This is a genomic window from Delftia sp. DS1230, from assembly GCF_040112715.1.
In the GTDB taxonomy this organism is placed as follows: domain Bacteria; phylum Pseudomonadota; class Gammaproteobacteria; order Burkholderiales; family Burkholderiaceae_C; genus Comamonas; species Comamonas tsuruhatensis.
The window spans coordinates 3,586,674-3,598,870 of record NZ_CP157763.1 but is presented as its reverse complement, the minus strand read 5'-3'; the positions used below and the strand labels follow the sequence as shown (position 1 = coordinate 3,598,870).

The window sequence follows — 12,197 nt, the reverse complement described above, 5'->3', positions numbered from 1 at the left end:
ATGGCCTGGTCTCCGGTGCCGTGGGCGCCGGGACAGGATGAATCAGGCTTGAATCGGGCTGCCCCCAGGGGCAGCTTTTTTCTTTGGCGGCCACCTTGCCTGGGGGCAAAAAAAGAGCCCGCACAAGGCGGGCTGGTGATGGTCAGGCCGACGGCAAAAACCGCCGACACGAAAGCATCTTACTGGATCTTGGCCTTTTCGCGCAGCGATTCCTGGAATTGCGCCAGCTTTTGCTGTTGCAGCTGCTGCACGATCTGGGGCTTGACTTCCTCGAACTTGGGCAGTTCGGCCTGGCGCACGTCGTCCTGGCGGATGATGTGGTAGCCGAACTGGCTCTTGACCGGCTCCTGGGTCATGCCGCCCTTTTCGAGCTTGATCAGGGCTTCGGAGAACTCGGGCACGTAGTTGCCGGGGTTGGCCCAGTCGAGGTCACCGCCACGGGCGCCGGATCCGGGGTCCTTGGACTCCTTCTTGGCGATGTCTTCGAACTTCTTGCCGGCCTTGATCTCGGCAATGATGGCCTTGGCGCGGTCTTCCGACTCGACCAGGATGTGGCTGGCCTTGTATTCCTTGCCGCTGTTGGCAGCGACGGCCTTGTCGTACTCGGCCTTGGCTTCGGCGTCGGTCACGGGGTTCTTCTTCTGGAAGTCTTCGAACAGCGAACGGATCAGGATGGTCTGGCGGGCCAGTTCCATCTGCTGCTTGTAGGCTTCGCTGTTGGCCAGGCCGCGCTTGTTGGCTTCCTGCATGAAGATCTCGCGGGCGATGACTTCTTCCTTGATCTGCCCTTCCATCTCGGGCGTGACGGGGCGGCCGCTTTGCTCGATCTGCTGCTTGAGCACTTCGGCGCGTGCCTTGGGCACAGCCTTGCCGTTGACGACGGCGATGTTCTGGGCCGAGGCGGACAGGGCTGCGGTGCTCAGCACGGCGGCAGTCACCAGGCTGGTCAGAAGCTGTTTTTTCATGCGAATTCCAGAGATGAAGGAAAAATTGATTCTATAGCGTGGATACGCAACAGGCTCCGAATCTTCGGAGCCTGTAAAAGTTCAAAGAACCTCGATGGCGATTGCGTGAGCGCCCTGGTCAATGAATTCTTGCAGCGCATCATACACAAGGCGGTGGCGTGCCACGCGCGGCTTGCCTTGAAACAAAGGTGACGCAATGCGCACGCGGAAATGCGTGCCGAAGCCGGTGCCGTTGGCTCCCACATGGCCGGCGTGCTGGTGGCTTTCGTCGATCACTTCCAGGTGATCGGGGGCGAGGCGCTCGCGCAGCACGGCCTGCATGGCTTCGGCGGTGATGGGCAGTGGATGGGCGGGTGCGCTCATGGCTGCTTGTCCTGTTGCACGCCGGACGGGGGCAGGGCGTCGGGCGTGGCGGCGGCTGCCTCGCCCTTGTCTTCCTGCATGAAGCGGCTCATGTAGATGGCCTGTCCGATCACGAAGACCAGCATCAGCCCCATGCCGCCGAACAGCTTGAAGTTGACCCAGGTGTCGGTGTCGAAGCGGTAGGCGATGACCAGGTTGAGCGCGCCCATCACCGCGAAGAAGGCTGCCCAGCTCCAGTTCATGGTGCGCCAGGCGTTGTCCGGCAGTTGCAGTTGCGCGCCCATGACAGAGCGCAGCAGGTTCTTGCGAAACACCAGCTGGCCAATCACCAGGGCGCCGCCCATGAGCCAGTACAGCACCGTGGGCTTCCACTTGATGAAGGTGTCGTTGTGGGCGAGCAAGGTGGCGCCGCCGAACAGCACGATCACGCCCAGGCTGACCCATTGCATGGGCTCGACCTTGCCATGGCGCACGCGCAGGTAGGCGATCTGCGCGATGGTGGCGACGATGGCCACGGCCGTGGCCGTGTAGATGCCCCAGACCTTGAAGGCGACGAAGAACAGGATGATGGGGAAAAAGTCGATCAGTAACTTCATTGGAAGATTTCGATGGGCTTGGAGTCAGGCATGGTGCCTGAGCGCTTGGCAGGCGCATTGTGGCGCAGCCGGCGCGGCCCGGCATCGGTGCAGGGCCGCGCCGGCTGGGGTTTTTGCGGGCCTGGGGCCTAGGCCTTGGGCGGCTCGAATTCCAGCGACGCGGAATTCATGCAGTAGCGCAGCCCTGTGTCGGAGGGACCATCGGGGAACACATGGCCGAGGTGGGCGCCGCACTGGCTGCAGACGGTCTCGGTGCGCACCATGCCATGGCTGCGGTCCACGATTTCGGTGATGGCGCCTGGGATGGCGCGGTCGAAGCTGGGCCAGCCGCAGCCGGCGTCGAACTTGGTATCGGAGTCGAACAGCTTGGCGCCGCAGCAGATGCAGTGGTAGCTGCCATCGGCCCAGAACTGCTCATAGCGGCCTGTGAAGGGGCGCTCGGTGGCCGCGTGGCGCGTCACCTGGAAGGCGGCGGGCTCGGCGCCCTTGGCCTGCAGCTCGGCCTGCCATTCCTGCTCGGTCTTGTGGATGGGAAAGCTCATGATGAACAGCTGATCTCGATGGAGGAAGCCCAGTCGGGCGGGAAGCCTGCCCATTCGGCATGCTCGGCGTGGGGTGCGAACGGGGTCTGCAGCACGGCCAGCAGCTGGCGCACCGCGGTGAAGTCGCCCTGCTTGGCTGCGCGGATGGTGATTTCTCCCAGGTGGTTGCGCAGCACGAAGCGCGGATTCGATTCTTGCATCAGCGCGGCCGCTGCCGTGCCATCCACGGTCGCAAGCTGCCGTACGTAGCCTGCCGCCCAGGCGTCGAAGGCGGGCCGGTCCAGCATCAGGTCGCGCACGGGCTCCAGGTCGGGCTCTGTGCCGCCGGCTGTGGCCACGGCATCGGTCAGGCGGCTGAAGAAGATGGTGTAGTCCACGGCGTTGTCGGCCATGAGCTGCAGCAGCGGGTTCACCAGGGCGGCAAAGCGCGCCTCGGCAGGCGGCGTGCCGGGAGCATCTTCGGGCAGGCCCAGCTTGCGCAGCATGAGAGAGCCATAGGCCTGCGGAAACACCTGCTTGTACGACTCCAGCGCCGCAATGGTCAGCTCCTCTTCGCCGATCAGCGGCAGCAGGGCCTGGCCCAGGCAGTACAGGTTCCAGTACGCGACCTGGGGCTGGCGGTTGAAGGCGTAGCGGCCCTGGGTGTCGCTGTGGTTGCAGATATGGCCGGGGTCGAAGGCGTCGAGGAACTGGAAGGGACCGTAGTCGATGGTCAGTCCCAGGATGCTCATGTTGTCGGTGTTCATCACGCCATGGCAAAAGCCCACGGCCTGCCAGTGCGCCAGCAGCCGCGCCGTGCGCTCGCTCACGGCCTGCAGGAAGTTGGCGTAGGCGTTGCCGGCCAGTGCCTCGGCCGTGCGGCATTCGGGGTAGTAGCGGTCGATCACGTAGTCGGCCAGCTGGCGCAGCGGCGCCATCTGGTCGCGCGCCGCAAAGTGCTCGAAGTGGCCAAAGCGTATGAAGCTGGGCGCCACGCGCGCCACCACGGCGGCGGTCTCGATCTCTTCGCGGCGAATGGGGGCGGGCGATCCGGTCACGCTCAGCGCGCGCGTGGTGGGAATGCCCAGGGCGTGCATGGCTTCGCTGCACAGGAATTCACGGATGGACGAACGCAGAACGGCGCGTCCGTCGCCCATGCGCGAGTAGGGCGTGCGGCCCGCGCCCTTGAGCTGGATTTCCTGGCCCGAGGCGGTCTCGCCCAGCAAGATGGCACGGCCGTCGCCGAGCTGGCCGGCCCAGACACCGAACTGGTGGCCGCTGTAGACGCTGGCCAGCGGATGGCTGCCGGGCAGCACGGTATTGCCGGTGAGCGCCTGCAGGGCCTCATCGGAGGCCAGCCATTGCGGGTCCAGGCCCAGCAGCTCGGCAGTGCCGGTGCTGGTGGCGATCCAGTGCGGCTCGGGCAGCGGCGTGGGGCGCAGATGGGTGAAGAAGTCCGGGCCCAGGGCGGCGAAGCCGTCTTGCCAGGAGATGGGAGGGCGCGGGGAGGTCACCGGAGCCCGGCCTTCGGCGGCAGCGTGCAGGTTCATGCGGGAATTGTCCCCCAGCGCCTATGCCCCGTGGGACGCAAGGTTCATGCGCGCATTCACCGCATGCATTCACGCACGCAGTTGCTGCCGGTACTGGCCCGGCGGCATGCCGAACCATCGGCGGCAGGCGCGAAAGAGGTTGCTCTGGTCCACGAAGCCCAGCAGGTCGGCCACCTCGGCCAGGCTGTGGCGCGGCTCGCCCAGGTACTGCCGGGCCAGCTCGCGGCGGGTGTCATCCAGCAATTGCTGGTAGCTGGTGCTCTCGGCCTGCAGGCGGCGCTGCAAGGTACGGTCGGTCAGGCCCAGCACTGCGGCCACTTCCTCGCGGCGCGGCTCGCCCTGGGGCAGCAGGCGCGCAATCTCATGGCGCACGCGGGCGCCCACGCCGGCCTGGCCCAGCTGGTCCAGCTCGGACTCGACCAGTTTTTCGTGCAGGGCCAGCAGTTCGGGGTTGTGCGTCGGGATGGGCGCGAGCAGGTCGTCTTGCGACAGCAGGAAGCGGTTGGCGCGCTCGCCAAAGCGCGGCAGCAGGCCGAAGGCCTGTCGGTAGCGGGCCTCGTGCAGGGGCAAGGGCGCCTGGGCCATGAATTCCACGGCCAGCGGCTGGACATCGCGCCGCGTCAGCCAGCTGCACAGCACCAGCAGCGTGAGCACGGCGAACTCCACGCGCTGGCGTGGCACGGCGCGCGTGGCGCCGATGTGGTGTATGGACAGCCAGTGGCCGCGCGCATCGCGCTCCAGCGTGAAGGCGGTGGCGTCCGAGATCACGGCCATGTGGCGCTCCAGGTCACGAAAGCCCGCCAGCAGGTGCGGGCTCGAAGCCAGCGAGTAGCCCACCAGGTCGATGTTGCCGTGGCGCGCGGCCAGCTGCCGGTCCAGGCCCAGCGTGGGATTGGCCGACTGCGCCACTGCCAGCTCCCACAGCCGGCTCACGCGGTCCACATCGATGCGGGTCTGCGAATGCTGCAGTGCGGCAAGGTCGATGTTGGCCTCCTCACTCAGCCTTTCCACGGCCAGCCCCTCGGCGGCCATCATGTCCAGGATGCCCCGCACCCATGCGGCGGAGCTGCTGCGCTGCGTTGTCATGGCCGGGTTTTCCTGGGCCGTCCGGGGCGCCTTTTGCGTTCTGAAGTCACTTTTTTGGCTTGGTTGCGATAGCGGCGTGCGGGCGCGCTGTTCCTAGAATTTTTGCAGCGCGGCGAACGACTGCGCAGTGTGGCCCAAGGGCCGGGCACGGCCCATACGGGAAACCCCAAAATCATAGGAGACAAGCATGCGCACAGGACAGCGGTGGATGGCTGGCGGCATACGCCTGGCCGTGGCTTCAATGGCCTTGTGGCTCGCGGCCTGCGGCGGCTCGGGCGGCGGAGGTCCCGAACTGCGCGAGACGGCCTACGGCCCCTTGCGTGGCGTGGACGACGGCGCCGCCACGGGCACCTATTACTGGAAGGGCGTGCCCTTTGCCCAGGCGCCCGTGGGCGCGCTGCGCTGGCAGCCGCCGGCCGAGCCCAAGGCCTGGGAGGGCGTGCGCGAGGCGCGCCAGTTCGGCAACGCCTGCCTGCAGATCGGGCGCATGTACGGCCCGGGCGCCAACAACCGCTTCGACGACACCATTGCCTCCACCCTGGGCCAGCCCGTGGGCAGCGAGGACTGCCTGACGCTCAACATCTGGCGCCCGGCCAGCGGCGCCGAGAAGCTGCCGGTGCTGGTGTTCATCCACGGCGGCAGCGCCATCTCGGGCTATACGGCCGATCCGCTGTATGACGGCGCGGCCCTGGCACGCGCCGCCAATGCCGTGGTGGTCACGGCCAACTACCGGCTGGACATCCTGGGCTACATGCACATGCCGCAGATGCAGGTCGGCGCGCCGGCCACGGGCAACTTCGCGCTGCTGGACAATCTGCAGGCGTTGCGTTTTGTGCAGCGCAATATCGCGGGCTTTGGCGGTGATCCGGGCAATGTCACGCTCATGGGCCAGTCGGCGGGTGCCACCAATGTGCTGGCGCTGCTGGCGGCCGAGTCGGCGCGCGGCCTGTTCCACAGGCTGGTGCCCATCAGCGGCGGGCTGTCGCTGCCGTCCAACCTGCCGGCCGGCGTGCTGGCCACGCTCAAGCCGGCTTCGGCCTACGCCACCCAGTCCGCGCTGCTGCTGGCCCATCTGATGGTGGCCGATGGGCTGGCTGCCGATGTGGCGGCTGCGGCCACGGTGGCTGCCGGCTGGACACCGGCGCAGATCGCGGCCTACCTGCGCGGCAAGGACGCCCGCGTGCTGCTGCAGACCCTGGTGGCCAAGGGCCTGACGGGCGCGGGGCCGATTCCCGACGGCCTGCTGCTGCCCCCCGACCCCATGGCCGCGCTGGCTGCGGGCCAGTACAACCGCATGCCTGTGATGGCCGGCTACACGGCCGAGGAGGGCAAGCTGTTCGCGCCCCTGCTGGCTGCGCTGGGCGGCAAGCCGGGCTTCAGGATCGATGATGCGGCGCGCTTTCGCATGATGCAGTCCTTCGACGCGCAGTCGCCCAACGCGCCGGGCCTGGCCGACATCATCGATGCCGCCTACCTGCCCGTCGATACGCCGGTCACCGGCTACAACGCCCGCATGGCGCAATTGACCCATCTGTTCGCCGATCCCAGCCGCGACCAGTTGCTCAATACGCTGCGCACCCGGCAGGCCGAGGTCTGGAGCTACCGCTTCGACTGGGCGCGCCAGCCCGCGCCCTGGAACACGGTCTACGGTGCGGCCCATGCGTTCGATCTGCCGTTTCTCTTCGGCAACTTCGGGCCATCCGTGTTCTCCCGCGTGACCAACAGCACGGCCAATGCACCGGGGCGGCTGGCGCTGTCGAACGCCATGATGGCCAGCCTCAAGGCCTTCATGCAGACGGGCGACCCGCAGAACGCGGCCCTGGGCCAGACATGGAAGCCCTGGCCGTCCAGCCTGGTCTTCGACGCCGAGCTGGGCGCGACCAGCATCCGGCTGCAGTGAGCGAGCAGATGCGCGAGTAGATGAGCGAGCAGGGGCTTGCCGCGGCAAGCCCCGAGAGATAGCCAACAACAACGAAGGAGACAGGTACCCATGACAGCCAAGACCGTTTTCACACAGGCCTGGCGCTGGCCGCTGGCGGGGGCCATTGCGGCCGCCGCCGTGGGCCTGGCCGCCTGCGGAGGGGGATCGTCCGGCATGCCCGCGCCCATGGGGCCGGGCCAGCAATCGGGCTACATCACCCTGCCGGACGGCAGCAGGATGCGCTACTCGCTGCTGCTGCCCGAGGGACAGGGTCCGTTCCCGCTGCTGGTCGAGTACGACGGCTATATCTCGGGCTCGTACCCCAACATCAGCAGTCCCTGGACCAAGGAAGGCTATGCGGTCATGGGGCTGAACGTGCCGGGCACGGGCTGCTCCACGGGGGATGACAAGGTGTTTGACGCCAGCGTAGGTGCGGCCGGGGCCTTCGCCATCGAGTGGGCCGGGCGGCAGGCCTGGTCCAACGGCCGCATCGGCATGATCGGCTACTCGTACTCGGGCTACAACCAGCTGTGGGTGGCGGCGCACCGGCCCAAGGGGCTGATGGCGATCACGCCCAGCAAGAATGTGGGCGATCCCTACCGGGACGTGGGCTATCCGGGCGGCATTGCCAACATCGGCTTTCCGGCGCAGTGGTGGAACGGCTTCCCGCGCATCTGGCGCACGGCCGCCGACCTGGCCGTGAAGAACGGCGGCGACACGGAATGCGCCAAGACCGTGGCCGACAACATCGAGAAGATCAAGCGGCCCGAGCTGGACCTGATCAAGTGGCTGGACAACCCCTATGCCGATGGCCTGTACCTGGAGCGCAGCGCCATGCTGCAAAGCGGCAAGATCAATATCCCCACGCTGGGCACGCAGTCCTGGCAGGACGAGCAGATCGGCCCGCGCTCGGGCTACTACGAGGACACCATTGCGCCCGACAGGATGTGGCTGGTCAGCTCCAACGGCGACCACCACACGAACATCACCTCGGACCATATCGACCAGACGCTGAAGCGCTTCCTGGCGCGCTTCGTCAAGGGCGAGGACAACGGCTTCGACAAGGAGCCGCGCGTGCGCCTGCTGCAGGAGATGCAGACCACGGACGCCAAGGCCCCCAATGGCGGCGCCAAGCTCATGCCCACGGGCGAGGCACGGTTTGACCGGCTGCCTGTCCAGGTCAAGCCCCTGCGCCTGTGGATGCAGCCCGGCCAGGCCCTGGGCGACAGCGCACCCGCCTCAGGCACGGCTTCGTCCAGCTACCGCTATCCGGCCCTGAGTCCGCAGGTGAACAACCCGGCGGCCGAAGGCTGGCCCGCCGTGCCCGCGTCGGAAAAGGATGGCCAACTGGTCTTCACCACGGCAGCCCTGCCGCAGGACCTGAGCTTCTATGGCGAAGGCTCGGCCGACCTGTGGCTCAGCGCCACGGCCGCCAACACCGACATCCAGGTCACCGTGTCCGAGGTGCGGCCGGACGGGCAGGAGATGTTCGTGCAGCGTGGCTGGCTGCGTGCGTCCAAGCGTGCCCTGGACACGGCGCGCTCCACGACGCTGAGGCCGTGGGGCGCGTTCACGCGGGACAAGGACGTGCCCATGGTGTCGGGCAAGCCCGAACTGCTGCGCGTAGAGATCCAGAAATTCGCGCATGTGTTTCGCGCCGGCTCAAGCATTCGCGTGACAGTGGATTCGCCATCGCAGACTGGATACTGGATCTTCGGCAACGACAAGACGCCGTCCACGAACACGCTGTGGCATGACGCAGCGCATGCCTCCAGCATCGTCCTAGGGTATATCCCATACGAGCATGCGAAGACGCTGCCGAGTTGCGACAAGACAATGCGTCAACCATGCCGGAAAAACGATGCGCCTGTCCCTGCGGGGATCGGACCCAGGGCGCCGGCCTGAGCCACCCTCCATGCGGGCAGCGGCATCGCGCACCAGGGCCTTGGCCTTGCGCGAATCCGCGGTCCGCAGTTCACGACGTTCACGAAGTTCAATCACCTTAGGAGCCTATAGATGCTGGGTCTGATGCAAAGCCAACCACTGTTGATCTCGTCGCTGATCGATTTCGCCGACCGCCACCATGGCGATGCGCAGATCGTCTCGCGCAGGGTGGAGGGCGATATCCATCGCTATACGTACCGCGACCTGGCACGGCGCTCGCGCCAGCTGGCGAACACGCTGGACGGCCTGGGCCTGCAGCCCGGCGACCGCGTGGCGTCGCTGGCCTGGAACGGCTACCGCCACATGGAGATGTACTTCGGCGTCAGCGGCTCGGGCCGCGTGCTGCACACGGTCAATCCTCGCCTGCACCCCGACCAGGTGGCGTGGATCATCAACCACGCGGAAGACCGCGTCATGTGCTTTGACCTGACCTTCCTGCCCATCATCCAGGCCGTGCATGCCAAGTGCCCCACGGTGCGCCAGTGGGTGGCGCTGTGCGATGCGGACCGCCTGCCTGCCGACAGCGGCGTTCCGGGCCTGGTCAGCTACGAGGCCTGGATTGCCGGCCAGTCCGACCAGTACCAGTGGCCCGAATTCGACGAGAACACGGCCTCCAGCATGTGCTACACCAGCGGCACCACGGGCAACCCGAAGGCGGTGCTCTACAGCCACCGTTCCACCACGCTGCACGCCTACGCGGCCGCGCTGCCCGATGTGATGTGCATATCGGCGCGTGACTCGGTGCTGCCCGTAGTGCCCATGTTCCACGTCAACGCCTGGGGCATTCCCTACTCGGCCGCGCTCACGGGCTGCAAGCTGGTGTTCCCCGGCCCGGCGCTGGACGGCAAGTCGCTGTACGAGCTGATCGAGGCCGAGGGCGTCACCTACGCGGCCGGCGTGCCCACGGTCTGGCAGATGCTGCTGGGCCACATCAGGCCGGGCGGCCTGCGGTTTTCCACGCTCAAGCGCACGGTCATCGGCGGCTCCGCCTGCCCGCCGGCCATGATCACGGCCTTCCAGGACGAGTTCGGCGTGGAGGTGCTGCATGCCTGGGGCATGACCGAGATGAGCCCGCTGGGCACGCTGTGCACGCTCAAGAACAAGCAGCTGCAGCTGCCCAAGGACGAGCAGATGAAGATCCTGCAAAAGCAGGGCCGCGCCATCTACGGCGTGGACATGCGCATCGTGGGCAGCGATGGAACGGACCAGCCCTGGGACGGCAAGAGCTACGGCGACCTGCTGGTGCGCGGCCCCTGGATCGTGGACAGCTACTTCAAGGGCGAAAGCCCGCTCATCAAGGACGCGCAGGGCCGCGGCTGGTTCCCCACGGGTGACGTGGCCACCATCGACCCGGACGGCTTCATGCAGATCACCGACCGCAGCAAGGACGTGATCAAGTCCGGCGGCGAATGGATCAGCTCCATCGACATCGAGAACATCGCCATGGCCCATCCGGCCGTGGCCATGGCCGCCTGCATCGGCATGCCGCATCCCAAGTGGGACGAGCGCCCCATCGTCGCCGTGGCGAAGAGGCCCGGTGCCGAGGTCACGCGCGAGGAACTGCTCAAGTTCTACGAAGGCAAGACCGCCAAGTGGCAGATCCCCGACGACGTGGTCTTCGTCGATGCCATCCCGCTGGGCGCCACCGGAAAAATGCTCAAGACCCGGTTGCGCGAGCAACTGGCCGGCTACCGGCTGCCGGGGCTGTGAGCCGCTGCGGGCCAGCCGCCGTGCCAGGGCATGCGGGGGCATGTGCTGATAGGGGCGGCCGGTCCGAGTCTCGTCGGCGATAGCCGCTAGGGGCAATCACCGATCGGTGCGGGGCAAGGGGACCATTACCCTGAGCCTCGCCCAGAAACCACCACAAGAGGAGACGCTTCATGAAGTTTGCGATCAAGGCATTGACGGCATCCCTGGCCCTGGCTTGCGCCACGGGCGCCATGGCCCAGAAGGGCGAGACGGTGAAGGTTGCGTGGATCGACCCGCTGTCCGGCCTCATGGCCGCGCTGGGTTCCAACCAGCTCAAGAGCCTGCAGTACATCGCCGAGGAGCTCAACAAGGGCACGGCCTCGGGCGTGAAGTTCGAGATCATCGGCATCGACAACAAGCTCAGCCCGCAGGAAACCACGGCGGCCCTGCGCTCGGCCATGGACCAGGGCGTGCGCTACGTCTTCCAGGGCAATGGCTCGGGCCCGGCCCTGGCCATCATGGACGCACTGGAAAAGCACAACGCGCGCAACAAGGGCAAGGAAGTCGTCTACCTGAACTATGCGGCGGTGGACCCGGACCTGACCAACAGCAAGTGCAGCTACTGGCACTTCCGCCTGGATGCGGACACCTCCATGAAGATGGAGGCCCTGACCACGTACATGAAGGACGTGCCCGAGGTCAAGAAGGTCTACCTGATCAACCAGAACTACTCGCATGGCCAGCAGGTCTCCAAATACGCCAAGGAGATGCTCAAGCGCAAGCGCCCCGATGTGGAGATCGTGGGCGACGACTTCTCGCCGCTGGCCCAGGTGCGCGACTTCGCCCCCTACATCGCCAAGATCAAGCAATCGGGCGCCGACTCGGTGATCACGGGCAACTGGGGCTCGGACCTGGCGCTGCTGATCAAGGCCGCCAGCGACGCGGGCCTGAACAACGTCAAGTTCTATACCTACTACGCCATCGCCACGGGCGCGCCCACGGCCATGGGCGCGGCCGCCGCCGACAAGGTCTACATGGTGGGCTACGGCCACATGAACCTGCCCGGCCCGCTGGACCGCATCACCAAGGGCTACAAGGCCAAGTTCAACGACGACATGTACACCGGCTCGCTGTACTCGGGCCTGACCATGCTGGACCAGGCCTTCCTGCGCGCCAAGACCACGGACCCGGCCAAGGTGGCGGCCACCATGGAGGGCATGAAGTTCAACAGCCTCAACGGCGAAGTCGAGATGCGCAAGACCGACCACCAGCTGCAGCAGGGCCTGTTCATCTCGCGCTGGGAAAAGGCCGGCGGCAAGTACCCGATGGACTCGGAGAACACCGGCTACACCTTTGTGCCCGTGAAATATTACGAGCCCTATGTGGCCAGTACCCCCACCTCATGCCAGATGAAGCGTCCTTCATGACGCCCAGGCAGGCAGGCTGACTTCGCAAGGGGCGCGAGGCGCCCCTTTCTTTTGCCTGAAATCGGTCAAAACACGGGTTCATGGGCTGATCGATGACGATCTGTCGCCAATGTGTCCCGGACTGCGGCGAAGTCG

Annotated in this window: 10 protein-coding genes; 4 read left to right on the top strand and 6 right to left on the bottom strand. The window is 66.5% G+C overall.

Translation table 11 applies throughout. The features are described 5' to 3' along the window. Positions 1 to 179: 179 nt before the first annotated feature. From AAN986_RS16180 to AAN986_RS16155, 6 genes are all read right to left on the bottom strand, one after another. Positions 180 to 965, bottom strand: a complete 786-nt coding sequence (locus AAN986_RS16180; protein WP_016446742.1) for a peptidylprolyl isomerase — start codon at positions 963 to 965, stop codon at positions 180 to 182. 81 nt (positions 966 to 1,046) lie between these two features. Further along, on the bottom strand, positions 1,047 to 1,328 hold the full coding sequence (locus AAN986_RS16175) for a BolA family protein (RefSeq protein WP_013802780.1): 282 nt from the start codon (positions 1,326 to 1,328) through the stop codon (positions 1,047 to 1,049). Next, the gene (locus AAN986_RS16170; RefSeq protein ID WP_017406454.1) at positions 1,325 to 1,924 is read right to left on the bottom strand and encodes a septation protein A; all 600 of its coding nucleotides are present in this window, start codon (positions 1,922 to 1,924) and stop codon (positions 1,325 to 1,327) included. The genes AAN986_RS16175 and AAN986_RS16170 overlap by 4 nt, the downstream gene beginning before the upstream one ends. A gap of 128 nt (positions 1,925 to 2,052) precedes the next feature. Further along, the gene (gene msrB / locus AAN986_RS16165) at positions 2,053 to 2,466 is read right to left on the bottom strand and encodes a peptide-methionine (R)-S-oxide reductase MsrB (protein WP_016446744.1); all 414 of its coding nucleotides are present in this window, start codon (positions 2,464 to 2,466) and stop codon (positions 2,053 to 2,055) included. Continuing rightward, positions 2,463 to 3,995: a protein adenylyltransferase SelO gene (locus AAN986_RS16160; protein ID WP_349335400.1), complete on the bottom strand. Its 1,533-nt coding sequence runs from the start codon at positions 3,993 to 3,995 to the stop codon at positions 2,463 to 2,465. Before AAN986_RS16160 ends, msrB begins: the two co-directional genes overlap by 4 nt. 69 nt (positions 3,996 to 4,064) lie before the next feature. Further along, positions 4,065 to 5,081, bottom strand: coding sequence for an AraC family transcriptional regulator (locus tag AAN986_RS16155; RefSeq protein ID WP_016446746.1), 1,017 nt, complete (start codon positions 5,079 to 5,081; stop codon positions 4,065 to 4,067). 187 nt (positions 5,082 to 5,268) lie between these two features. Here AAN986_RS16155 and AAN986_RS16150 point away from each other — a divergent pair, with 187 nt between their 5' ends. The 4 genes from AAN986_RS16150 to AAN986_RS16135 all read left to right on the top strand — a co-directional run bounded on the left by AAN986_RS16150 (position 5,269) and on the right by AAN986_RS16135 (position 12,062). Then, the gene (locus AAN986_RS16150) at positions 5,269 to 6,981 is read left to right on the top strand and encodes a carboxylesterase family protein (RefSeq protein ID WP_047219571.1); all 1,713 of its coding nucleotides are present in this window, start codon (positions 5,269 to 5,271) and stop codon (positions 6,979 to 6,981) included. Positions 6,982 to 7,071: 90 nt separating this feature from the next. Further along, positions 7,072 to 8,907: a CocE/NonD family hydrolase gene (locus tag AAN986_RS16145; RefSeq protein WP_017406451.1), complete on the top strand. Its 1,836-nt coding sequence runs from the start codon at positions 7,072 to 7,074 to the stop codon at positions 8,905 to 8,907. A 111-nt stretch (positions 8,908 to 9,018) separates the two neighbouring features. Further along, positions 9,019 to 10,656: a 3-(methylthio)propionyl-CoA ligase gene (locus AAN986_RS16140; protein WP_016446749.1), complete on the top strand. Its 1,638-nt coding sequence runs from the start codon at positions 9,019 to 9,021 to the stop codon at positions 10,654 to 10,656. Between the two features lie 170 nt (positions 10,657 to 10,826). Next, the gene (locus AAN986_RS16135; protein ID WP_047219572.1) at positions 10,827 to 12,062 is read left to right on the top strand and encodes a branched-chain amino acid ABC transporter substrate-binding protein; all 1,236 of its coding nucleotides are present in this window, start codon (positions 10,827 to 10,829) and stop codon (positions 12,060 to 12,062) included. Positions 12,063 to 12,197 lie beyond the last annotated feature (135 nt).